This is a genomic window from Saccharothrix sabaoui (assembly GCF_051756985.1).
GTDB lineage: Bacteria > Actinomycetota > Actinomycetes > Mycobacteriales > Pseudonocardiaceae > Actinosynnema.
Genome location: NZ_JBPKJK010000022.1, coordinates 1 through 24,329, shown reverse-complemented (window position 1 = coordinate 24,329; position 24,329 = coordinate 1). Strand labels below are relative to the sequence as shown.

Here is a 24,329-nt window from a genome sequence, read left to right as displayed (position 1 = left end):
CACCCGACGACGTCGCCAGGCTACTTCAGTCGCGGTTCACGGGACGGTGGCGACGGCGACCGGTGAGCTGCGCACCCGCGGCCCGTGTGGTGTCCCGCGAACGCGTGCTAGCGGTGGTACAGGTACGACCCCACCGCGGACCGGAGGTAGGCGGCGTCCGGCGGCGCCGGGTCGGCGACCCCCTTCGTGGCCTCGCCGAGGTGACGGCGGTCGTAGCGGCGGTCGTGGCGGAAGAAGCTCAGGAACGGCGACACGACGTCGTAGAACAGCCGTTGGACCGGGGACGGTGCGGCGGGCGGGGAGCCGAAGGTCAGGGTCATCCGGGGCAGGTGGTGCGCGATGGCCGCCAGCAGGTCGGTGTTGGCGGTCTCGTGCGGGCTGACCAGGTGGTAGGTGTCGACCAGGTTCGCCGGTGGTCGGGCCGCGACGGCGAGCATCATGCGCACCGCGTGCTCGACCGGCAGGCAGTTGATCGTCCCGTTCGCCCTGCCGGGCAGCGGGAGCGGCAGTGACGTGCTGCTCTCGGGGGTCGAGGACAGGTAGGTGTCGGCCGCCGTGAGCAGCGGGCTCGGTGCGACCGGGCCGTCGCCGAGGAACGGTGAGGCGATGCGGGCCAGGGTGGCGAAGGTGTGGCCCGGCGCGCCGGCGGGGATCGGCTGGTCGGTCAGCAGCAGGCTCGGCCGGTAGACGCTGACCGGCCGGTGGTGCCGTCGTGCCCAGGAGCGGACCAGCAGCTCGGCCTCGTACTTGGACGCCTCGTAGTAGTTCTCGAAGCCCGCCGAGTCGTCGAGCTCGTCCTCGAAGACCGTGCCGTCGCGACGCCCTCCCGCGACGTAGGCGGTGCTCACGTGGTGCACGCGGGGGCGCCGCGCGCCGGCTTCGGCGAGGTCGAGCACGGCCTGGGTGCCCACGACGTTCTGGGCGGTGAACGGGTCGCGGGGACCGGTCAGGGCGACCAGGGCGGCGCTGTGCCACACCGTGTCGAGGGAGTCGGCGAGCCTGCGGTACGCGGTCGGGTCGAGCCCGAGGCGCGGCTTGCCGACATCGCCTTCGACCACGGTCACCAGGTCGTCGGCCCGGGCGAGGAGGGCGGTGTCGGCACCTGCGGCGGCGAGTGCGCTCATCAGCCGGTCGCGGGAGGGGCGGCGTGCTTTCGGGCGCACCAGGGCGGTGATCGGTTCGTCGCCGTTGCCGAGGAGTTCGCGCAGCAGGTGGGAGCCGAGGAAGCCGGTGGCGCCGGTGATGCCGGTGGTCACGGTGTGTTCTCCCGTTCGATGCGGTAGCGCGTCCACTCGTCCGGCAGCCGGACGCCGGCGAGGGTGAGCTGGTTGAGGCGGGCCAGGTGCGCGGTGCCGCGCAGGAGGTGCCGGTTGACCTCGGCGACCCGGCGGTTCGACCACCGCTCCAGGTGGGAGCCGCGCACCCAGTCGTTGAAGGCGCCCATCGCCGGACCGCACCAGACCTGGTAGTCCGCCTCGCGGTCCGGGACCCCGGCGACCGCCCAGCGCGAGGACATCGCCAGGTACCAGCGGAACACCATCGCCATGGCGCGCTTGGGGTCGGTGGTGGCCCGGGTGACGGCCGCGGGGTCGGTGGTCATCTTGTGCTCCGCGGCCTGCCGCCAGACCTCGTCCAGGTCGTGCCGGAACACCCGCTCCAGCCGGTCCCGCTCCTGCGCCGGGAGGGCGTCGAGGCCGTCGTGGTGCTCGTAGAGCTGGTGCAGGCGCCGGGCGTGCACGGGGAACCGGCTGGCCGCCCGCAGGACCTGGACGGTGGTGCCCGCCTCGAAGGCCACGGGCGACGGCGCGGACTCGAAGTCGGTGATCCCGGCGGCGGCGAGCATCCGCCGCACCGCGTCGGAGGTGCCCGCCTCCACGCACGCCTGGTTGACCGAGCCCGTGACCACGTACGCCGCGCCGAGGGCGAACGCGGCCAGCGCGGCGTGCGGCGTGCCGATCCCGCCGGCGGCGCCGACGCGGACCGGCTCGGCGTAGCGGTGCTGCCGCTGAACCTGGTCGCGCAGCGCGACGATGGCGGGGAACAGCACGGCGAGCGGACGCCCGTCGGTGTGCCCGCCGGAGTCGGCCTCCACGGTGATGTCGTCGGCCAGGGGCAGGCGTTCGGCAAGCCGGGCCTCGTCGGCGGTGAGCCGGCCCTCGGCGACCAGCTCGTCCACCTGCGCGCGGTCGACCGGGCGCAGGAAGCGCAGGGCGATGTCGGGGTGCGCGACCTTGGCGACCAGGCGGTTGGCGGGGACGACCGCGCCGGAGCGGTCCTCGGTGATGCCGGACAGCCGGTAGTGCAGCACCTCCTTGCTGATCAGCATGTTGCCCGACACCTCCAGGCAGCGCACCCGGTGCCGGGTGAGGCAGCGGATCAGCTCGACCATGCCCCGCTCGTCGCGGCCGTCGTGGATGAAGTTCACGGCGAAGGGCAGGCCGGGGATCTCCCGGGTCAGCCGGGCCACCGCGGCGTCCACTTCGCGCAGGGGCACCGCGGCGGCCCCGTAGGAGGCGAGGAACCCCGCCCTCGCCATCGCGCCGACCAGTTCGACGGAGGCGATGCCGTGCGCCATGGACCCGGCCATGAGGGGGAACCGGGTGCCGTGGTGGCGGGCGAACCGGCTGTCGCCGAGGCGTTCCGGTGGCACGGCGGGCGCGCTGGCCAGCAGCGACAGCCCCGGTGTCGTCGGGTAGCGGGTGCTCGCGCCGATCCCGCGCCCGGTTTGGACGATGAAGCAGGGCCGGTCCACCGCCTCCACGACCCGCCGGACGCCCTCGGGGTCGTGGTGGACGGCGTCGTCCGCCACGACGGCGGTCACGCCGCACCGCCGTCGAGCGACCGCGCCTGGAGCGCGTGGTGGGCGTCGAGGGCGGAGGCGTGCGCGCGGGCCACGGTGTCGCGCAGCCGCCGCAGGTCGTCGGGCCGAGGGGGCTGCGGGAGCGCGGCGAGCAGTGGTTCGCCGTCGAACGAGAGCACGTCGTTCACCGCACGACCCCGGCCGCCGGGCGCCACGTCGAGGCGTAGGGCATCCGCAGCATCTTCAGCCCCGACACGCGGTGCAGGACGCGGCCGTCGGCGGCCGACGCGGTCACGTCGACCCGCACCTCCAGGCCGTCCTCCCCCGACGGCCGGACCTCGATGACGAACGGCTCGTCGGCGGGCAGCCGGTCGGACATCCGCCAGGTCCCGACGCCGACCGGCAGGCACACCGAGTCGTGCCGCCTGACGACGAACAGCCCCGCGGCCTGCACGAGCTGGTCGGCCAGCACCGTGCTGTGCAGGCGACCCGCGAACGCGCCCCCCGCCAGGTCGGTGTCGGGCACGGAGCACTCCAGGACCACCCCGGAGTCGTCCTCGGCCAGCACGCGGCGCAGCCCGCGCAGGGTGGGGCCGCAGAACAGCACGTCGAAGTACTCCGGGCGCGGTGTCGGCGGTGCGGCCAGCTCCTCGTGCCAGGCCCGGCCGCGCTCCTGGTCGCGCGCCACGCGCCTGCTCGTCGTGAAGGTCCCGGCGTACCGGGGGGTCCGGCGGTCGTCCGGGCCGGCGCTGGTGATGGTCACGCGCAGCGCTCCGCCTTCGGCGGGCAGCACCTCCGCGGTGAACGCGGACCGCTCGTCGCCGTCGAAGACCAGGCCCTTGTGCACGGCGAAGTCGCGGCACTCCACGACGTGCTCACCGGGCAGGAGGTGTTCGACCACGTTGGCGCACCAGCCCAGCGCGCCGGTCAGCGGCAGCACCGGGTACTCGTCGATGGTGTGGTCGCGCAGCACCGGCTCGGCGACGAGGTGGTCCAGCCGGCGCACGACCCGGCGTCCGGTGGGGGGCAGCGGCGCCGAGGGCGCGGGCAGCGCGATCGGCGTGGAGATCACGACCACCGGGGACGCCGTGCCGCGGTCGGCGAACACCTCCTCCACGAACCGGGCCGAGCCCGCCTCCGTGCTCATCACGCGGGTGCCGGCCATCTCCAGGCCGGCCCGCAGCGTCTCGGTGATCATGCCGCCGCGCCAGGGGCCCCAGTTGATCGCGACGACCCGGCACCGCGGGTGCGCCGCCTGCCAGTCGTGGGCGAACCGGTTGGCCGCGCCGTTGGCCACGGCGTAGTCGGCCTGCCCCGTGTTGCCGATCAGCCCCACGACCGACGCGAACAGCACCAGGTGCCGCAACCGCGACGGGTCCAGCGCGCCGAGCACGTTGTGCAGGCCCACGACCTTGGCGGTGAGAACCCGTTCCACGTCCGCGAGGTCCTTGCCGCGCAGGGGGCCGTCGTTGATCTCGGCCGCACCGTGGACCAGCGCGGTGACCCGGCCGGCGTGCGGCGCGAGCGCGGCGGTGACGGCGTCGCGATCGGTGACGTCGACCGCGACGTACTCCGCGGTGGCGCCGGTCCCCGCCAGCGCGGCGAGGGTGTCCTCGACCTCGCGCCGGGCCCGCACGGCGGCCACCCGCGCCTCGAACCCCGCGGGCGGCAGGGCCTTGCCCGTGCCCCGCAGGTGGTCCAGCAGGGCGGCGGGCAGGCCGTCGGCCGGGACCCCGGTCGCCCACGCGGGCTCGTCCTGCCGCCCGGTGCGGCCGAGCAGCACGAAGTGGCACGGCGCACGGCGGGCCAGCGCGAGCACGCACGACGAGGTGATGCCGCGCGCGCCGCCGGTCACCACGACCACGTCGTCCCGGTCGAGCGCCGGGTGCCGCGCCGGGGTCGACGGCAGCGGGACCAGCCGGGCGACCCGGCGGTCGACGCCGTCGCGGAAGACCTCGTTCACGTCGGTGGCCGCGTCGTCCAGCTCCCGCACCGCCGCCTGGGCCGCGCGTTCGGCGGGCAGCTCGGCCGACAGCACCACCGAGCGGCAGAACAGCTGCGGCGCCTCGTGCGCGAGGGTCTTGGCCAGTCCGCCGAGCGCCGAGGTGGGCACGCCGCCGCCCCGGCCGACCGCGAGGAACGCGGCGCGCGCGCCGGTCGCCGCGGTGGCGCACAGCGGGTCCATCAGGCGCTTGGCGGTCAGCAGGGCGTGCGCGTGGCGGCGCACCGCGTCGGGCGCGGCCTCGTCGGCGTCCGCGTCCGGCACGACCACGAGGTCCACGCGACCCGCCTCGGCGATCACCGCGTCGAGCGCCGCGGCGAGGGAGTCCTCGGTCCAGTCCTCGTGCGGCAGCGCGTGCACGCGCCACCCCCGGGCCGTCAGCTCGGCGGCCAGGGCCCGGCACAGGTCCCCGCCGTCGTCCACGAGCATCGCCCGGGGTTCGGGGTGGTAGGCGCTCTCGACGACGTCCATCGCGGGCAGCGGGACCAGCCGGACTTCGGAGCGCACCACGTCGGCGTCGTCGGCGTCCTCGCCGAAGAGCTGCCCCCGCAGGCCGACGAGGAGTTCGACGGTGTCGTTGAGCGTGCGGATCTCGACGAACTGCTGGATGCCCATGCCGTCGAGGCTGCGCACCGGGTACCGCTTCCACAGCTCGCTGAGGATTTCCGCGCGCTTGAGCGAGTCGATGCCCAGGTCGGCCTGGAGGTCGAGGTCCGGTTCGAGCATGTCGACGTGGTAGCCGGTCTTGTCCGCCACGACCCGGAGCAGGGTCTCCCTCAGCTCGTCCGGGTCGACGTCCTCGATCGACATCGGGCGAGGTGCCTCCGCCGGGGCGGGGGCGGGAGGTGCGGGGGCGGGCGGGGCGACCGGCGCCGGGCGCGGTGCTTCGAGGACGGGTGGCGCAATCGGCGCCGGGCTCGACACCGAGCTTGGCACCGGGCCGGACGCGGAGCCCGCCGAGCCCGCCGAGCCCGCCGAGCCCGCTGAGCCCGCTGAGCCCGCTGAGCCCAGGAGCGTGCTCAGCACCTCGTTCGCCCGGACGTGGGCCTCCCCCATCGCGATGCCGTGCCGCGCGACGGCCGCGACCCCCGCCGCCAGGTCGGGCCGTTCGACGTGCCGGACGAGCTGCTCGGCCACCTGCAACTGGCCGTCGAGGTAGCGCTGGTGCAGCGCGACGTGCTCCGCCGCGACGCGCGCCCAGTCGTCGTGGGCGGGTGCCGGGTCGGCGGTCGGGAGCGGAGCGAGGGCCGGGGCCGGGTTTGGGGCTGAGGCCAGGGCCAGGGCTGGGGCCGGGGCCGGGGCGTCCAGCAGGGCGTCCTGCGCCCGCCGCCGTTCCTCGGACAGGTACCAGGTGCCGCGCAGCACCACCGAGGCGGCCGACGGCGGCTTGGCGGGCACGGCTTTCGGCGCGTGCCTGTTGATGCCGCGCACCGGCAGCCCGAGCACCGCCAGCCTCAGTGCCGCCGACTTGAGCTGCACGTCGTCGCGGCCCGGCCCGCCGTCGGTGTGCTCGGCGACGACGTCGTCCGCGCCGAGGGTCCGCCGGACGAGGTGGGTGAGGACCTGTTTGGGCCCGAACTCGACGAAGACCCGGAACCCCTCCCGGTGGAGCTGCCGGACGCGGCCGGCGAAGTCGACGGGACGGCGGAGCTGTTCCACGAGCAGTCGCCGGTTGGCCCCGGTGTCGGCCCCGTACTCCGCGCCGGCGACGGTGCTGTGGACCGGCGTGGCCGGCGGGAGGAACTCCACCCGCGCCACGGCGTCGGCGAACACCGGCACGGCGTGGTCCACGTGCGGGGTGTGGAACGCGCACGCCACCGGCAGCCGCACCGCCACGACGCCCGCCGCGCCGCAGGCGCGGGCGAACCGCTCGACGGCGGCCGTCGCGCCGCCCACCACGACCTGGTCCGGTGCGTTGTGGTTGCAGATCAGCAGGTCGGGCTCGGCGCGGATCATCTCCTCGACGGTGGCGGCGGCGGCCGTCACGGCGACCATCGCGCCGGGGTCGGTGCCGGGGGTCCCGGCCGGCCGCATCGCCGCGCCCCGGGCACGGGCGAGCCGGTGGAAGTCGTCGTCGCCCAGCGAGCCCGCCGCCCACAGGGCGGTCAGCTCGCCGAAGCTGTGCCCGAGCAGGCCGTCGGGGCGCAGGCCGCAGTCGTGCAGGAACCGGTACTGCCCGGCGGACAGCGCGCCGATCGCCGGCTGGGCGTGCTCGGTGCGGCGCAGGACGGCCTCGGCGTCGTCCCGCCACGACGGCGGGAAGACCACGTCCGCCAGGCCCGGCGTGAACCGGTCCGCGGTCTCGAACGCCTGCCGCACCGCGGGCACGCCCAGGACCTGCCAGAGCCCCATGCCCGTGTACTGGCTGCCCTGGCCGGCGAACAGCGCGGCCACCTTGGGCCGGCCGGGCAGTGCGCGACGGCGGTAGTGCACCCCGCGCGGGTGGTCCCACTCCTGCTCGTCGGCGCGCGCGTCGAGCAGGTCGAGGGTCAGCGCCCGCAGTTCGTCGAGGTCACGGGCGTCGGCGGCGACGAACCCCACCCGCGCGTGGGTCCCGGGCACCGGCTCGGCGTCGTCCCACTCCGCGCCGCCGGCGACCTCGGCGCGGAGCAGCGCCGGGTCGGCGCACGCCCACAGGTGCGCGGTCGCGCCCCGGTGGCCGGTGGTCGGCGGTGCTTCGCCGTGCTCCTCCAGCACCACGTGGAAGTTCGTGCCGCCGAACCCGAACGCGGAGACGCCGGCCCGCCTCGGACCGCGGGCGTCCCGCACCCACGGCCGCGTGGTGGTGTTGAGGTAGCAGGGGGCGTCGTCGCGGGCGAGCGACTCGGTCGGGGTGTCGACGTTGATCGTGGGCGGCAGGACCCCGTGGTGCAGGGCCAGCGCGGCCTTGATCAGCCCGGCCGCGCCCGCCGCGCCCTTCAGGTGCCCGATCTGGGACTTCACCGTGCCCAGCGCCGCCCGGCGGGGTTCGGCGCCGGCCTCGGCGAGCACCGTGGCGAGCGCCTGCAGCTCCACCTCGTCGCCGACGGGGGTGCCGGTGCCGTGCGCCTCGAACAGGCCGACCGTGGCGGGCGAGCAGTCCGCGTCGGCGTAGGCGCGGCGCAGGGTGGTCGCCTGCCCGTCGTGCTTGGGGGCGTAGATGCTGGTGGCGCCGCCGTCGCTGGCCGAGCCGATGCCGCGGATGACCGCGTAGACCCGGTCGCCGTGGGCCACCGCGTCGTCGAGCCGCTTCAGCGCCAGCATCCCGACGCCCTCGCCGATCAGGGTCCCGTCGGCGCGGGCGTCGAACGGGCGGACCACCTCGCTGCGCGACAGGGCGGGCGTGCGGGAGAAGCTGACGAACGAGGTGATCGAGTTGTCTGCGTCGCAGCCACCGGTGACCATCAGGTCGGCCCGGTGCTCGACGAGTTCGGTGACGGCCACCCGCACGGCGGCCAGCGAGCTGGCGCACGCCGCGTCGACGGTGCAGTTCATCCCGCCCAGGTTCATCCGGTTGGCGACGCGGCCCGCGATGACGTTGCCGAGCATGCCGGGGAACGAGTCCTCCGACCACGGCAGGTAGAAGTCGCGGAACCGCTCGGCGACCTCGGCGCTGCGCTGCTCGTCCACCCCGGACCGCCGCAGCGCGGCCCGCAGGACCGGCAGGTGCAGGCGGGGCACCAGCATCTGCGCGATCGACGGCGCGCCCGAGTAGCCGAGCACGACGCCGGTGCGGGCCGGGTCGAACCAGTCGCGGTCGCAGCCCGCGTCGCGCAGGACGTCGCGGGCGACCAGCAGGCTGACCAGCTGCACGACCCCGGTGGACTCGATCGTCGCCGGGGGCATGCCGAACTCGACCGGGTCGAACCCCAGGCTCGGCAGGAACCCGCCGCGCCGGCAGTACGTCTTGTCCTCGGCGTCCGGGTCGGGGTCGTAGTGGTCGGCGCTGCGCCAGTGGGTGTCCGGCACCTCGGTGGTGCAGTCGACGCCCCGGGTGACGTTGGTCCAGAACTCCTGGACGTCGCGTGCGCCGGGGAAGACACCGGCCATCCCGACGATGGCGACGGGGTGGTCGGCGAGTGCGGCACGAACGTGGGTCATCGGTCTCTTCCGTGAGGTGGCGGGAGCGCCGGCAACGAGGCCAGCTCGCCCAGCGACTGGGTCCACAACTTGCACAGCACGTCGGGTCGGGGGAGGCCCGCGTCGGCGGCGACGTGCAGGGACACCCGGTCCCCGTAGGCGCCGAGCACCACCCCGAACGGCCGCCGGTGGGGCAGGAACCCGATCGGCGACGCCCCGGTGATCAGGGTGCCGCGGTGGCTGACCCGGTGGCCCGGTGACGCGACGTTGCTGGCGACCAGGTCGACGTGCCACCGCCGGTGGGTGCACCAGAACAGCGCCCTGACCACCAGGTCGGGCAGCACCTCGACGCCGGCGCGCATCACCTCGGCGCGCCGGCGCTGCGCCGCGGTGTTCACGCTGCCCGCGACCAGGGCGAGCCGGCGGCGCGGGTCCGGCTCGCCGCACGGCAGGGGCACCCGCAGGTTGACCACCTGGTTGCCGAGGCCGTCGTCGGCACCGGTCGCCCTGGTGTCGACCGGCACCAGGGCCCAGAGCGTGCGCGGCCCCGAGCGCCACGGCGTGTGCGGCCACTGCCGCAACGCGCCCGCGAGGGCGGCGAGGTAGACCTCGGTGCCGGTGACGCCGTGCTGCCGGGCGACGGAGTGCAGCCGGTCGACGCCGGTCTCCGCCCAGGCCAGCCGGCGGGTGCCGGTGAGCCCCCGGCTGGTGAGGGCGCGCCCGGCCGGCGGCGCGAACCCGCGCAGGTAGCGCGCCGTCCCGGCGACCACCTCCCGCCACGCGCGCAGCCGCGCCCCCCGCGGCGGCGTGGTCCCGGCGGGCACGGGCGCGGGCTGGTCGGGGCCGAGCAGCCGGGTGCCCAGCTCGACCATGCCCACGCCGTCGGCGAGGGCGTGGTGCACCCGGAACAGGACCGCCTCCCCGCCGGCGGGGTCGCGGAGGACGACGAGCTGCCACAGCGGCCGGTCGAGCGGGAGCCTGCCGGCCATGACCTCCTCGACGGCGTCGCGCACCCCGTCCGGCCCGTCCGACCCCACCTCGCGCACGTGGTGCCGGAGGTCGGGTTCGGCCGTGGCCCACCGCATCGGCAGCCACCGGCGCCGCGGCCGGTGCGGCACGAGGCGGAGGTCGGGCACGGCGTCGAGGCGGGCGGCGACCAGTGCCCGCCAGTCCTCGACCGACCGGCCGAGCGGTTCGGCGAAGCGCAGCAGGACACCGATCTCGGTGCCGTCCTTGCCCGCCGGCCGGTCGCAGTCCAGGTAGGCGTTGTCCAGCGGGCGCAGCGGGCGGTGCGCCGGCGCGCCCGTCACCGGCGGGCCGCCCGGGACGTCGTGCGGTGCAGCGCGATCCGGGCCAGCTCGGAGATCGACCCGCCCTTGGCCGCCTCCATGACCGACAGCTCGCACCCCAGCTGCTGCCGCACCGCGACGAGGAACTCCGCGCTCATCAGCGAGTCCACCCCCAGCCGGTCCAGCGGCACGGCCTCGTCGACCCGCTCCGGCGCGGTCTGCAGCACCGAGGCGAGCAGCTCGGTCATCGCCCGGCGGAGCAGCGCGTGCCCCTGCTCGGGTGTCGCGGAGGCCAGGGACCGGCGGAACTCCCGCGGGTCGCGGGCCGCCGCCGCACCGACCGCGGCGGGGAACAGGCCGGCCGTCCGGGGCGAGCCCAGACCGGGCAGGAGCCTCCCGGCCGGGTTGCGGCCGAGGCCGGCCAGCACCAGGACGTCGTCGTCGCCGGCGAGGACCTGCCCCAGGGCGGCGAGGGCCACCGCCGGCCGGACGGGCCGCAGCACCTCCGCCACGCTGTCCTGCAGACCGCTGCGCGCGACGTGGCCGACCTCGGAGATCGCTCCCCAGCCGATCGCCTGCCCCGGCAGGCCCCGGGCGCGCCGGGCGCGCGCCAGGGCCTCCAGGAAGAGGTTGCCCGCGACGTAGTTGGCCTGGCCGTGCAGGCCGATCGTCGCGGCGGCGGAGGAGAACAGCAGGAAGAAGTCCAGGTCGGTGCTCGCGGTCAGCGCGTCGAGCACGACCGCGCCCTGCGCCTTGGGTCGGAACGCGGTGCCGAAGCGCCGGTCGTCGGACTCGGTCAGCGGCGCGTCGTCCAGCACCATCGCGGCGTGCAGCACACCGCGCAGCGGGTGGCCGGAACCCGCCACCGCGGCGAGGACGCGCCGCATCGCGCTCTCGTCGGCGACGTCCGCGGCGTGGGCCGTGGCCGTCACGCCGGCGCGGGCGAGGTCCGCGAGCAGGCCGGGCGCCTCGGGGGTGTCGGCTCCCCTGCGGCCGACCAGCGCCAGGTGCCGGGCGCCCCGGGAGGCCAGCCAGCGCGCGGCGGCCGCGCCGAACCCGCCGAGCCCCCCGGTCACGAGGTAGGTGGCGGTCCCGTCCAGCCGCACCGCGGCGGGTGGTGGTTCGACGGGCACGTCACCGCCGTGGGAGACGACGACCTTGCCGATGTGCCGGGAGTGCCGCAGCAGCTCGAACGCCTCGGCCACCCTCGCCGCCGGGTACACCACGTGCGGCAGGGGGCGGTACGCGCCGGACGCGATGTGCTCCGCCACCGCCGTGAACAGGCCCGCCCGGACGGCGGGGTCGTCGGGTGCCATGGCGCTGAGGTCGACGCAGACCATGCTCGCGTTGCGGCGCAACGCCCGCAGCGGCACCCCCCGGTCCTCCACGACGTCCCGCTTGCCCAGCTCCACGAACCGGCCGTGCGGGCGCAGCAGCTCCAGGCCGCGCGTGAGCGCCTCGCCGGCCAGGGAGTTGAGCACCACGTCGACGCCGCGCCCCGCGGTGATCGCCATGACCTCGGCGGCGAAGGACAGGCCGCGGGAGTCCAGCACGTGCTCGACGCCGAGCGAGCGCAGGAAGGCGCGCTTGACCGGTGAGCCGGCCGTGGCGATCACCGTCGCGCCGCGGCGGCGCGCGCACTGCAGGGCGGCGAGGCCGACCCCGCCCGCGCCGCCGTGGACGAGGACCACCTCGCCGGGCGCCAGCCGGGCCAGGGTCACCAGGCCGTGCTCGACGGTCGCGGCGGCCACGGGCAGCGTGGCGGCGGCGGTGAACGGCACGTCCCCGGGCAGCGGGATCACGAACTCGACGGGCGTGACGACCTCGTCGGACAGCGCCCTCGCCGCGAGCGCGGCCACCCGGTCCCCCGGCCGGACGGAGGTCACCCCCGGGCCGACGGCGGTCACGACCCCGGCGCACTCCAGACCGGGCGCGCCGCCGTCGAAGGACTCCGCGCACGCCTGGGGCGGCAGCGCACCCGTCGCCAGCACCACGTCGCGGTAGTTCAGCGCGGACGCCCGCACCGAGACGGCCACCTCACCCGGGCCGGGTGCCGGGTTCGCCGCGGTGACCCAGGCCAGTTCGAACGACAGCCCCTCCTTCCGCAGGTCGAGCCGGTACGAGGTCCGCGCCCGGTCCGCGGGCGGCTTCGCCTCGACCACGCGCGGGACGAAGCGCCCGGCGCCGGTGAGCACGACCTCGTCCTCGTCGGACGGCGTGAGCAGTTCCCGGGCGAGCCGCCCGGCGTCGTCGGCGCCGCGGTGCAGGGACAGCCGCCGGGGGGTGAGGTCGGGGCGTTCGCCGGCCAGGGACCGGGCCACGCCCCAGGTGGCCGCGTCCGCGGGGTGGTCGGGCCGCTCCGGGGCGGGCAGCGCCCCGCTGGGCCGGGTGACCAGCCACAGCGACACCGTGCCCGCGCCGGCGCGGCGGTCGCACGCGGTGGCCAGGGCGCGCAGCACCGAGGCCCGCCGGGTGGTGTGGTGGGCCACGTCGGCGGTCGGGTGCTCGGCGAGCACCAGGACGACGTCCACCTCCGTGCCCGCGTCCCCGAGCAGCGACGCCCACCGGTCGGCGTCGGTGGTGGCGGTCGTGGTGCGGGTGTCGCCCGCCAGGTGGCGGGCGAGTCGCGCGACGAGGTCGGACTCGGTGTCGTCCTCGGCGGCGAGGACCCGGCGCACGCCCGGCCGCGCGGGGTGGAGCGGCGCGGGGTGCGGCGGCGCGGCCGGCGGGTGGGTGCGGGCGGCGCGGCTCGCGACGACGACCGCGCCCGCGCCGTGCACGGGTCCCCGCTCGGCGCCGACCTGGGCGACCTCGGTGAACCCGCACCCGTCGAGCACGGCGGGCCACTGCTCCCGGGACAGCAGCGGCGACCGGCCGCGCAGGTCGGTGTCGGTGTGGCGCCAGAACCCGTCGAGCACGCCGAAGGGCAGCGCCAGGTACTCCGGGGTGTGCGCCTCGTAGGCGACCAGCAGCCCCCGGTCGGTCAGCAGGTCGGCCACCGAGCGCAGCGACCGGCGCAGGTCGGCCGTCGCGTGCAGCACGTTGGAGGCGATCACGACGTCGAACGAGCCGGGGGCGAACCCCTGCGGCACCGGGTCGTGGTCGAGGTCGAGCACCTCGTAGCGGACGAAGTCGTGCTCCTGGAACCGCGTGCGCACGCGGGGGAAGAACCCGTGGCTCCGGTCGGTGAAGACGTAGTGGGCGCGTTCCGGCGGCAGCACGGGCAGCACGGCCGCGGTGGTGCCGCCGGTGCCGCCGCCGACCTCCAGCACCCGCAGCGGCCGGTCCGCCGGCCAGTCGGCGACCACCGCGCGCACCACCGCCCGGACGAGCTGGTTGAACACCCCGTAGACGGGCGCGACGTCGTAGTACTGCTCCAGGAACCGCGCGGCCTCGGTGAAGATCAGCTCGGTCGGGTCGACGTGCCCGCCGAGGACGTCCGCCAGCCGGCCGCCCACGTGCGAGCTGATCACCAGTTCGGGCAGGTGCCCGGGGTGCTCCGCCACCGCCGAGGCGAACTCCGCGTCCGGGTCGGCGTCGCCGGTCAACCGCCACCGCCGCCCGTCCACCCGGTGCGCCAGCCCGTTCTCCTCGGCGGCGGGCAGCAGCAGCTCGACCAGCCGGGTGTGCTTGGGCAGCATCCCCGCGGTCACCAGGTCGTCGGTGGTGAACGGCGCCCCGGTGGGCGTGAACTCCCCCAGCGCCGCGGCGGCGTAGTGGGCGGAGCACGTCACCAGGCGCGGCAGGAACCCGTCGTCCAGGCGTTCGAGCTCCCGGCGCGCCCACGTCACCCCGTCCGCCGCCGCGGCGAGCACGTCCCGCGCGCCCGGCAGCGGCGCGCGGGCCCCGTTCCCGAGCGGGGCGGCCCGCAGCACGGTGCGCAGCCGCTCCACCCGGTCGGTGCCGGTCGCGTCGAACCGGCGCAGCACCACGTCGTCCAGTTCCACCGCGACGACGCCGAACTCGTCGGTGAGGACCACGTCCCACCGGACGTGCGCGTGGTCCCGGTGGCGTGAGCGCACGTGCGCGAAGCCGGTGCGCGCCGGGGCTCGGTGGCGCCGGACGGCGCCGATGGCCGCGGGCAGGAAGGCGCTGCCCGGGGCGGTGTCGCCGAGCAGCGGCGCACCGGCTTGCAGCGCGCCGTCCAGCACGACGGGGTGCGCCTCGTAACCGGCGACGGCTTCCCCGCAGTGGTACCGCGCGACCACCTCGTCCGGTCCGACGCGCAGTTCCCGCAGGACCCGGAACCGCGGGCCGTAGTCCAGGCCCGCCTCGGCCGCGGACCGGTAGAGCCGCTCGACCGGCACGTCGACCGGTTCCGGCCGTCCGGCGCCGGGGTGGCGGGCCGGCGGGGGCGAGGCCCACAGGCGGCGGACCCGCCCGGTCGCGTGGACCCGCCACGCGTCGGTGCCGTCGGTGCGGCCGGCGATGCGCAGGCCGCCGTCCTCGGTCAGCGAGCACTGCAGGGTGGTGGTGACGTCCTCGTCCCAGGGCAGCACCAGCGCCTGGTCGATCCGCAGGTCGGTGACCTCCACGGCGTCCTCGTGGACCCGTGCGCCGGCGGCCAGCGCCATCTCGACGTACCCGGCGGCGGGCATCACCACGGCGCCGCCGACGCGGTGGTCGGCCAGCCACGGCACGCGCACCGGTTCGACCACGTCCTGCCAGGTGGGGGCGGCGACCGGCACCCGTTCCCCGAGCAGCGGGTGGTCGGTCCTCCCGGTGCCGCTGGAGCGCACCCACCGGTCGGTGTCCCCGTTCCAGTGCCGCTCCCGCTGCCACGGGTAGGCCGGCAGCCCCACCACGGTCCCGGGACGGGGGAAGTGGGCGTCCCGGTCGGCCGGCGCGCCGGCCGCGAGGAGCGCTTCGGTGGTGGCGCGGATCGCCGGTCCGCCGGGCGAGTCCCGGCGCAGGGTGGGCAGCACCAGCGCTTCGGGGGCGAGCCTGCGCAGGTAGGTGCGCAGCACGGGGTGCGGCCCGATCTCCACGAACGCGTCGACGCCGTCGTCCAGCAGGTGTCGCACGGCGGGGGCGAAGGCCACCGGTTCCCGGACGTTCCGCCACCAGTACCGCGCGTCCAGCTCGGGACCGGTGATCGGCCGGCCGGTCACCGAGGACACCACCGGCACCGCCGCGCGGTGCGCGACCAGGCCCGCGAGTCCGGCGCGGACCTCGTGCTCGACGGCGTCCATGACCGGGCTGTGGAAGGCGTAGTCCAGGTCGAGCTCCCGGAAGAACACGTCCCGCGCCGCCAGTTCGCGGCCCAGGTCCGCGAGCTGCCCGGCGTCACCGCTGATCGTCACGTCCCGGTCGCTGTTGACCCCGGCGAGCGACAACCCGGGCCGGCTCGTCAACAGCCGCACCGCCTCGGCCTCGGGCAGCCCGACGGCGGCCATGCGGCCCCGGCCCGCGGTGCGCCCCTGGGCGGCGCTGCGCACGGCCAGCACCCGGCACGCGGAGGCCAGGTCCAGCGCGCCCGCGACGTGGGCCGCGGCGATCTCCCCCACGCTGTGCCCGACGACGGCCGCCGGGACGATCCCGCGCGCCCGCAGTGCCGCCACGACACCGACCTGCACGGCGAACAACGCGGGCTGGGCGAACTCGGTGCGGCGCAGCCGGGAACGGCGGGGCCGGGCGCGCAGCTCGTCGAGCACCGACCACCGCTGGTGCTCCCGCAGCGCGGCGTCGACCTCCTCGACGGCCACCCGGAACGCGGGGTCGTCGAGGAGGTCGACGCCCATCCGCGCCCAGTGCGCGCCGTTGCCGGTGAAGGCGAAAGCGGTCCCGCCGGTGCTCTCCCGGACCGGTTCGGGTCGCTCCGCGAGGGCGCGCAGCCGGTCCGCGGCCTCGCGGGGGTCCCGCGCCAGGACCGCCGCGCGGTGCGGGCGCCGGCCGCGGCGGCGGGTGGTGGTGTGGCAGAGGTCGTAGAAGTCCCGCGGCGCGGTCCGGTCCGCCTGCTCGGCGAGCAGCGCCGCGGCTCGGGCCAGCGCCTCCGGCGAGTGCCCCGACACGACGATCGGCAGCGCGCGTCCCGCGTCGGGCGCGGGGTCGGCCGCAGGGTCGGGTCCGGTGGGGCCGGCGGTCAGGACGACGTGGGCGTTGGCACCGCCGAAGCCGAAGGAGTTCACGCCCACGACCGGCCGACCGGCGTGCTCCAGCGGGGTCCGCCGCGCGACCGGGGCGAGCCCCAGCCCGGCGAAGTCGATCGCCGGGTTGGGCCGCTCGCCGTGCAGCGACGCCGGGATCTCGCCGTGCCGCAGCACGAGCACCGCCTTCAGCAGCCCGGCCAGGCCGGACGCCGCCTCCAGGTGGCCGAGGTTGGTCTTGACCGACCCGATCGGCAGCGGGGTCCCCCGGCCGCGCCCCAGCGCGCCGCCCACCGCGGCGCACTCGGCCGGGTCGCCCGCCGGGGTCCCGGTGCCGTGCGCCTCGAAGTACGCCAGTTCACCCGGTTCGACGCCCGCCCGCCGGTACACCTCGCGCAGCAGGGCTTCCTGGGTCCGCGCACGGGGCGAGGAGAGACCGGCGGTGCGCCCGTCGCAGTTCACCCCGCTGCCCAGGACCACCGCGTGCACCCGGTCGCCGTCCCGCACCGCGTCCGACAGCCGCTTGAGCACCACCACCGCGCCGCCCTCGGCGCGCACGTACCCGTCCGCGTCGGCGGAGAAGGTCCGGCAGCGCCCGCTGGGCGAGAGCATCGACGCCTGGGCGAACCCGACGTGCGTGGCGGGGTTGAGCAGCAGGCTGATCCCGCCGACCAGCGCGAGTCCGCCCTCCCCCGCCGCCAGGCCCCGCACCGCCTGGTGCAGGGCCACGAGGGACGACGAGCAGGCGGTGTCGACCGCCAGGCTCGGGCCGCGCAGGTCGAAGAAGTGCGACAACCGGTTGGCCGCGATCGAGTTCGCGCCGCCCGCGTTGGTGTAGGCGTTGATGCCGCGCAGGTCGGTCTGCTGCAGGGTGCTGTAGCCGCTGTCGGAGATGCCGACCACGACCGCCGCGTCCGACCCCGCCACCGCGCGGGCGTCGATGCCCGCGTCGTCGAGGGCCTCGACCGCCATCTCCAGCAGCAGCCGCTGCTGCGGGTCGACCCGGGTCGCCTCCTTCGGGGACATGCCGAAGTAGTCCGCGTCGAACGCGGCGAGGTCCACGCCGGTGAGCACGCCCGCGGCGCGGGCGTAGCTCTTGCCCCGGCGCGGCCCCCGCTCGTCGATGAACCGGTCGACGTCGAAGCGGTCCGGCGGGATCTCGCCCACCAGGTCCCGCCCGGCCGACAGCGCCGCCCACAGCCCGTCGAGGTCCGTGATGCCGCCGGGCAGCCGGCAGGCGACGCCGACGACGGCGACGAGGTCGTGCTGCGTCAAGGAGGGCTCCGTGGCGATCGGTGCGAGGCCGTCGCACTCCGGTCGGGGCGACAAGATCTACCGACCGGGTTCGCCGCACCCAAACGTCGTCCACTCCTTCGGGTGATCATGTGATGATCTTTCACCCGATCCGGTGGCGCACGGGCTTCACCTCCCGGTGGCCCCCCTACGGTCGGCCTCCGCGACACCGTTCCCCCTGCGGAAGGCCCCCATGTCCGACGACCGCATGTCCGACGACCGCACCACGCCGTTGACCCCGGCACGAGGCCGGACGCGGTGGTCGCGGTTCACCGTCGTGCTCGCCACGAGCACCGGCCTCGCCGCGGGGCTGGTCACCGCCACCGCCACCGCGGCCGTCCCCACCGCCTTCGCCTTCTCCGGCGAGAACTTCAAGTTCTCCGCCAAGCGCGTGGAGGGCGACGGCTTCGCCCAGTTCGTCGGCGTCGGCGAGGACCAGGACGCGGTGGTGGTCACCAGCATCGGGTCCGCCCGGGTCGAGGACCTGTGCTTCTCCGCCCTGGTCCCGAGCCTCGTCGGGGAGGTGACGATCGTCGCCAGGGCGGGTGGCGACGAGGCGGTCGAGGCGAGCGACCTTGTGCTCAACCTCTCCGACATGCACTCCGACGCGACGCTCACCAACCTGGTGCTGGGAACGGACGCCGGGAAGGTCGACCGGGGCGCGCGCGGCGTCACCGGGAGGGACGGCGACTACGCCCACCAGGCGGACGCGATCGTCATCGACGACCTCAGGTCGAGGTCCGGCACCACGACCGCGGGCGTCTTCAAGCTCACCGGCCTGCACATCACCGCGGTGCCCGGACGCCAGGAGTGCTTCTGATGGTCGCGCGGTTCACCCGGTGGCGCGGCGAGCGCCCGTTCTGGGCGGGGCTGCTCGCGGTGCTCGCCGGGGTGGAGGTCCTGCTCGTCCCCGTCACCGGCTACCGGTTCCTGCTCGTCCAGGGCATCGGCGGGATCGGCTCGGTGCTCGTCGCCGCGGGCCTGGTGGGCGGCGGTGTCGCGCTGTGGCGGCGGCCCGCGCGCAGCGTCGCCATCGGTGTGGCGGTGATTGCCCTCGGGTTCGTCGCCTACGTCGTGGCGAACCTCGGCGGGTTCCTCGTCGGGACGGCGCTGGCCCTCGTCGCCGGTTCCCTCGCGACGGCGTGGCGCGCGGGCCGACCGGCGTGATCGGCCGCCTGTCCGCGGTGGTCCTCGTGCTCGGCGCCACCGCGGTGTGGCCCGTGCGGGAGAGCTGGCCCGCGGTGGGGTCGTCGGCGCCGGTCGACGTGGCGCACGGGTCCCTCCGCGCCCGCACCGCGGTCGCGCACGACGTCCGCTACGAACAGGGCTCCGAGGTCGTGCTGCGCATGGGATCGCTGGAACTGCTCGACGCCGAGCTGGTCCCGCGGCCGGGTGTGGTCATCCGCGTCGGGAACTCGCGCTTCTCCGGGACCGTGGTGCTGGAGGCGAGGTCCGTGTCGGGCAGGCTGTTCGGCCGGGTGCCGATCACCCTGGCCGCGAACGCTCTCCCGCTGTCGCTGCCCGCGCCGTCGGTCACGTTGACCGACGTCGTGGCCGAGGACGTGCGGCTCGACGCGTCGACCGCGACGGTGAGCCGCTTCGCCCTCGAACGGCAGCGCTAGCCGGAGGCGTGCCGCCGGCTCGTCCCGCGGAGTCCCGCGAAGTCCCGTGGGGTCACGCGAACGGGCGGCCCATCCACCAGTTGCCCGGGGCGTCCGGGTCGGTGCTGGACCAGAACTCCACGCACGCGCGGGTGAACTCCTCGGCGGTGAGGTGACCGTCGTCGTCGGTGTCGAGGTGCGCGAACGCCTCGGCCACCTCGGCCTCGGTCAAGCCGGGGAAGTGCCCCCGCAGGAACGCCGCGTACTCGACCGGGCTCACCCGGCCGTCGACATCGGTGTCGGCGATGGACAGGAACGCCTCGGCGAGCGCGCCGACGCCGGCCCGCGCGCCCTCCGGGTCGTCGGACAGCGACCCGGTGGAGCCGACGAACTGCTCGCGCGAGATGGCGACGCCCCCATCGGGGATGTGCGGCAGGTGCAGGTCGTGCCAGATCCGCAGGTAGGCGTCGACGATGCGCTGCTCCTGCGGGGAGCCGGGGGCGTGCCCGAGGGCTTCGGCGGTGCGGCGCCCCATCAGGACGTGGTCCTGTTCGGTCAGCAGCCCGTCGCCGTCCACGTCCAGGTGCGAGAAGCCGTGTTCGATCTTGGCCTTGAGCAGGTCGTTCACCGGCACTGGACGCTCCCCGCGTGATCGGTCGAGGCGGACGGCACACAGGATGCCGCCGTCCGGAGTCAGCGGACAAGGTCCGAAAGGGTGCCCGCGTTACCCGATGGGTTGACCCATCGGGGCCCTGTTCGGCGGGGTTGCCCCGCCGCAGCTCCACCTTTCACACTAATATTAACCCGAACGGGTCATTCAGTTGCTCCGAACGTCACGTCGGTGTCACCCGCAGCGATGCTGCCACTGAAGGTGGTGACACGCCACCGGGTGGAACGGCGCGTCGCCTCACGGCCTGCGAAGGGGCGGGCAGGTGAGGTGCGCGAGGGTGGGAGGAGCGGGATGGACTCCGATGAGCTGGCTCGCGTGGTGGCGCGGGTGGTGCGGCGTTGTCAACAGGCGGGGATGTCGCGGTTCGAGGCCGAGGACTGCGTGCACGACGCGGTGCTGACCCTGCTGACCCTGCTGGCCCGCGACCGGGCGGACGCGGGTAGGGACGGGACCGGGGGCGTGGAGTCGCTCGACCGGTGGTTGGGGGTGGTCGCCCGCCACAGGTCGGTCGACCGGGTCCGGCGGGCACAACGGGAGCAGGGCGCCCTCGCGCGGCTGCGGGCCGCCACCCCGCCCCCGGTGGACCCCGACGAGGTGGTCGTCGACCGGGCACTGGCCGCCTGGCTGGTCCAGGCGTTGGACGACCTGCCGCCCACCACGCGGCAGGTGTGCCGGTCGATCGCCGCCGGTGCCACCACCGGGCAGACCGCCGCCGAGTTGGGACTGACCACCCGTGCGGTGCAGTCCCACCTCACCCGGGCCCGTCGCCTGCTGCGCCACCTCGCCGCCGGGGCCACCGCCGCGGTGGCCGGCACCGTCCTGCGCTGGGTTCGCCAGAGCACCGCGGCGGCGGCGGCCACCGCACCCGTCGCCCTGACCGCCGTCGCGATCAGCGTCACCCCGCTGCCCCACCACGGCCCGGTAGCCGATCCACCGCCCGTCGCGGTCCACGCCCCGCCCGTCACGGTCCACGCCCCGCCCGGCACGACGACCGCACCGCCCGCGATACCCGGTCCCACGCCCACGGCCACCCCGCCCGGGGCGGCGGAGCAGTCCCGAACCAGCCCGCCGACCCGCGACCGGGCCACCGCGCCCGGCCCGGAACCCGAGACCACTCAGGACACTGCCGCGCCGCGCGCCCGGGAGAACACGACCCCGCAGCCCGGAACCACCCCACCCACCCCTTCCGCGCTCGCCGAGGCACGTTCCTCCACGCCGACCGACACCGCCGCACCCGTACCCACGTCCCCGGTCGGCCCACGGCCGCCGATCGGCGCACGGTCACCGATCGGCACCGACGTCCCGGACGCGCGATGGCCGGGCACACCCCGACAGGAGTCCCGAACGCCCGACGCACCCGCGGCGCCGCACCGGGACGGCATCGTCGCCCCTTCGCGGGAACCCGCAGTGGGCGGCGCCGGATCGACTACCCGGCACGAGACCGGACAGCGGAGGTGGTGAAAAACCCTTCCCCTTCGGCCGGTGCCGCCCGGAGGCGCAGCGCCGCTCCGACGTTCTGCGCGTGGGAGGAGGACTCGCGCAGGGCGACGTCGTCACCGCGGGAGGCGGCCGGACGACAGCACCGATGCCCGCGGCGGAACCGCCCGCGGGCATCTGGCACGACAGCACGACGTGATCGTGCCGGGGCGCAGCCGCGCCTACGTGTACATGGTCAACAGGTTCGTTTGCCCTTCGAAGACGCGGCCGGCGATGTAGAGGTTGCCCTGGGAGTCGAGCACCGCGATGGTTCTCTTCTGGTCACCGTGGTAGGTGGTGAAGATGACTTTGTCCCCCTGCTGATCGGTGGAGTGGTTGGTGTTGACCGAGAGCTCGATGCTCAACGGCGAACTGATGACCACGTCCTTCTCCGCAGGCGCGGATTGCGTCGGCGTGTTGAACTCCTTGTTCGGTTGCAGGCTGATCCGGCCGTGCGTGTCCCCTTCCGCCCAGTCCGTCGCTTCTCCGAGGTCGATGTCCGCCATCACGATGTCCTTCCGTTTCCGGGAAACCTTGTTCGGAACTCCGGAGCAGGTGACTTCCCACCCGCACGGCACGTGCCGGCGCCGTGGTCGCCGGTTCGACCACTCGCCTCTCCTCGCCCGCGGGCCCGGCCGGTCCGCCGTGAACGCCCCGAGCCACGAACCAGGTGTGACCAGCCTCAACCGCGAACCCACCCCTCCTGGCCCTCGACCGGGGATCGGGGCGAGATGTCACGGCGTTGCACCACGATCTCGCCGGACCACAATTATTTCGGCGTCGGCCGTCGACCGGCCGGAATGAACCGCCGGATGGCGGAGGACGCTGGGACCGATGGCGCAGCGCCTTCTGCGCGAATGCGAGATGACCACCCGAGTGCGTACGACATCGAGTGCGCCGACGTCAGACATTGGACACGCCTCTCGGACGACAACTCCGGAAGCCGCCGTGAACAGCGGCTTCGAGGTCGGGTGGGCTCCAGTGCATATCTACCGCAAAACCGCAGAGTGCCGCAACCCGTTCGCGATTACGTGATCGATCACCCCGTAAAACCGAGCAGGACTTCGCCGTCAACCGCGTCACCCGAGTCGTCCATCCCAGCGGGGACGGCGTCACTCGTATGCACTATTCGCCGGCCGGAGCACCGCCGTTCCCCTTGGTCGGTGGGAAGCTTCGAGTGCCGGCGCATCCGCGCCGCAGCGGCACCTGCGGCCGAGTGGCCGCGGAGCTGACGTCCGCCTGGCCACTGCCTGCCGCCGTACCCGCACCGCCGGCCCGACCCAGCCACCCTCGCACTCCACCTCAACACCGGGGTGTGAAACCCGGACGCGTCAAGCGTCGTCGTCGTTCGCACTCGTTTTGTTCATGTTCGTGAATGATCTGCGATTGGCCGGAAAGATGCACAGCGCGCAGTCTTGACCGCTCGCTCTCGGTGATGCGACCTGATGTCCGGTTGACGAATTGTCAATCCGCAAGCGTCGTACCTGCATGATCGAAACGGAACCGGCCGTTCATGAATGTGAATGTTGTTGCCAGTCCCGAAAAGTTGCGCAATGCTCTCTGGGAGCGTTCCCAGAGCCTGTGATCACCGCTGATCCCGCCAGTTGGCGGTGGGCACGCTGATGCGGAACCGATGTCCAGGAGTGCTGTTCGCAAGGAGGCGACGCATGAGTCTGCGCATGGGCGAGCGGGTGAGGAGTCGGACCACCGGTATTGCCGCGACCATGTCGGTGGCGGCTTTGACCGGGGGCCTGGTGATGGCGGTCGGCACGAATGCCAATGCGGCGGTCGGGTGCCGGGTGGACTACAGCGTGACCACTCAGTGGCAGGGTGGTTTCAGCGCCAACGTGACCGTGACCAACCTGGGTGACGCGCTGTCGGGGTGGACGCTGGAGTGGGCGTTCCCCGCGGGTCAGCAGGTCACGCAGCTGTGGGGCGGTGAATTCACCCAGTCCGGTGGTGCGGTGACGGTCCGCAATGCCGGCTACAACGGTTCGCTGGGCACGGGCGCCTCGGTCACGCCGGGCTTCAACGGATCGTGGACGAGCTCCAACCCGGCCCCGTCGTCGTTCACGCTCAACGGCGTGGTGTGCACCGGTTCACCCACCGGCACCAGCACCTCGACCTCGACCACCACCCGGACCACGACGACGACCACGACCACGACGTCGCAGCAGCCGGGTGGCGGTGACGGCAGCGGCCCGTGGCCCACCGACACCGGCAGCGTGCACCAGACGACCACGCGGAACGTGGGCACGTACTTCAACGGTGGGATGAAGAAGTACTACGGCATCGGCGACGGCGGTCAGGGCGAGAGCCAGGACCCGATGTTCGTGGTGGCCAACGGCGGCACGATCGAGAACCTGTTCATCGACGCGCCGGCCGGTGACGGCATCCACTGCGAGGGGTCCTGCACCATCCGCAACGTCTGGTGGAACGACGTGGGCGAGGACGCGGCGACGTTCAAGTCCTCCAGCTCCTCGGCGACCTACCTGGTCGACGGCGGCGGCGCGAAGTCGGCGTCGGACAAGGTGTTCCAGCACAACGGCGCGGGCACGGTGACGATCCGGAACTTCCAGGTGCACAACGCGGGCAAGCTGTACCGGGCGTGCGGCAACTGCTCGACGTCCTACCAGCGGCACGTGGTCATGGACGGCGTCACGGCGCGGTCGACCAAGGTGCTGGCGGGCATCAACACGAACTGGGGCGACACCGCCCGCTTCTCCCGCATCACCGTCTACGGCAGCGCGGTGATCTGCGAGAAGTACCAGGGCGTGCCGAAGGGCTCCGAGCCGAAGAAGATCGGCGAGGGCGCGGACGGCAGGAACTGCTTCTACTCGCCGTCCGACATCACCCAGCGGTAGTCGGCCCGCGGGGCGACCCGACAGCGGCATCGCTTCATCGATCGAAGGAGATCCGTGAAACGCATGACGATGCTCCGCGCGCGCTTCGCCGGAGCGGTCACCGCGGTGGTGGCGGTGGTGGGCGGCGGGGTGCCGGCGGCCACGGCCCCCGCACCCGCCGGCTTCGCGCTCAACAGCGCCACCTGCACC

General features: G+C 74.9%; 13 protein-coding genes. 5 read left to right on the top strand and 8 right to left on the bottom strand.

Features of this window, described 5'->3' with window-relative positions:
* Positions 1–107: 107 nt before the first annotated feature.
* Genes ACR807_RS09420 through ACR807_RS09395 form a run of 6 tightly spaced genes read right to left on the bottom strand, consistent with a single transcriptional unit; the run spans position 108 to position 17,511 of the window.
* A complete protein-coding gene (locus tag ACR807_RS09420) occupies positions 108–1,256 on the bottom strand; it encodes an SDR family oxidoreductase (RefSeq protein WP_438920840.1) in 1,149 nt (382 codons plus the stop codon).
* Positions 1,253–2,821 carry a PfaD family polyunsaturated fatty acid/polyketide biosynthesis protein gene (locus ACR807_RS09415; protein WP_438920839.1) on the bottom strand — a complete coding sequence of 523 codons (1,569 nt, stop codon included), beginning with the start codon at positions 2,819–2,821 and terminating at the stop codon, positions 1,253–1,255. Before ACR807_RS09415 ends, ACR807_RS09420 begins: the two co-directional genes overlap by 4 nt.
* On the bottom strand, positions 2,818–2,988 hold the full coding sequence (locus ACR807_RS09410; RefSeq protein WP_438920838.1) for a hypothetical protein: 171 nt from the start codon (positions 2,986–2,988) through the stop codon (positions 2,818–2,820). The genes ACR807_RS09415 and ACR807_RS09410 overlap by 4 nt, the downstream gene beginning before the upstream one ends.
* On the bottom strand, positions 2,985–8,882 hold the full coding sequence (locus ACR807_RS09405; RefSeq protein WP_438920837.1) for an SDR family NAD(P)-dependent oxidoreductase: 5,898 nt from the start codon (positions 8,880–8,882) through the stop codon (positions 2,985–2,987). The genes ACR807_RS09410 and ACR807_RS09405 overlap by 4 nt, the downstream gene beginning before the upstream one ends.
* Positions 8,879–10,171: a wax ester/triacylglycerol synthase domain-containing protein gene (locus tag ACR807_RS09400; RefSeq protein WP_438920836.1), complete on the bottom strand. Its 1,293-nt coding sequence runs from the start codon at positions 10,169–10,171 to the stop codon at positions 8,879–8,881. Before ACR807_RS09400 ends, ACR807_RS09405 begins: the two co-directional genes overlap by 4 nt.
* Positions 10,168–17,511 (bottom strand): SDR family NAD(P)-dependent oxidoreductase, encoded by a 7,344-nt coding sequence (locus ACR807_RS09395; protein ID WP_438920835.1) that lies wholly within the window; start codon positions 17,509–17,511, stop codon positions 10,168–10,170. The genes ACR807_RS09400 and ACR807_RS09395 overlap by 4 nt, the downstream gene beginning before the upstream one ends.
* Before the next feature lie 211 nt (positions 17,512–17,722).
* Between ACR807_RS09395 and ACR807_RS09390 the strand changes: the two genes are divergently transcribed.
* From ACR807_RS09390 to ACR807_RS09380, 3 genes are read left to right on the top strand one after another with little or no spacing between them, the layout of a single operon-like run.
* Positions 17,723–18,349 carry a DUF6230 family protein gene (locus tag ACR807_RS09390; RefSeq protein WP_438920834.1) on the top strand — a complete coding sequence of 209 codons (627 nt, stop codon included), beginning with the start codon at positions 17,723–17,725 and terminating at the stop codon, positions 18,347–18,349.
* Positions 18,349–18,696, top strand: a complete 348-nt coding sequence (locus ACR807_RS09385) for a DUF6114 domain-containing protein (protein WP_438920833.1) — start codon at positions 18,349–18,351, stop codon at positions 18,694–18,696. The genes ACR807_RS09390 and ACR807_RS09385 overlap by 1 nt, the downstream gene beginning before the upstream one ends.
* Positions 18,672–19,151 (top strand): hypothetical protein, encoded by a 480-nt coding sequence (locus ACR807_RS09380; RefSeq protein ID WP_438920832.1) that lies wholly within the window; start codon positions 18,672–18,674, stop codon positions 19,149–19,151. The genes ACR807_RS09385 and ACR807_RS09380 overlap by 25 nt, the downstream gene beginning before the upstream one ends.
* A gap of 52 nt (positions 19,152–19,203) precedes the next feature.
* On the opposite strand, the gene ACR807_RS09375 is transcribed toward ACR807_RS09380, so the two are convergent.
* Complete coding sequence (locus tag ACR807_RS09375) at positions 19,204–19,764, bottom strand: EF-hand domain-containing protein (protein WP_438920831.1); 561 nt, start codon at positions 19,762–19,764, stop codon at positions 19,204–19,206.
* A 327-nt stretch (positions 19,765–20,091) separates the two neighbouring features.
* On the opposite strand from ACR807_RS09375, the gene ACR807_RS09370 reads away from it, so the two are divergent.
* Positions 20,092–21,261, top strand: coding sequence for an RNA polymerase sigma factor (locus tag ACR807_RS09370; protein ID WP_438920830.1), 1,170 nt, complete (start codon positions 20,092–20,094; stop codon positions 21,259–21,261).
* Between the two features lie 197 nt (positions 21,262–21,458).
* Here ACR807_RS09370 and ACR807_RS09365 read toward each other — a convergent pair whose 3' ends face one another.
* On the bottom strand, positions 21,459–21,782 hold the full coding sequence (locus ACR807_RS09365; protein ID WP_438920829.1) for a DUF6342 family protein: 324 nt from the start codon (positions 21,780–21,782) through the stop codon (positions 21,459–21,461).
* 1,161 nt (positions 21,783–22,943) lie between these two features.
* On the opposite strand from ACR807_RS09365, the gene ACR807_RS09360 reads away from it, so the two are divergent.
* Positions 22,944–24,140 (top strand): pectate lyase, encoded by a 1,197-nt coding sequence (locus tag ACR807_RS09360; protein ID WP_438920828.1) that lies wholly within the window; start codon positions 22,944–22,946, stop codon positions 24,138–24,140.
* The last annotated feature ends 189 nt before the right edge of the window (positions 24,141–24,329 follow it).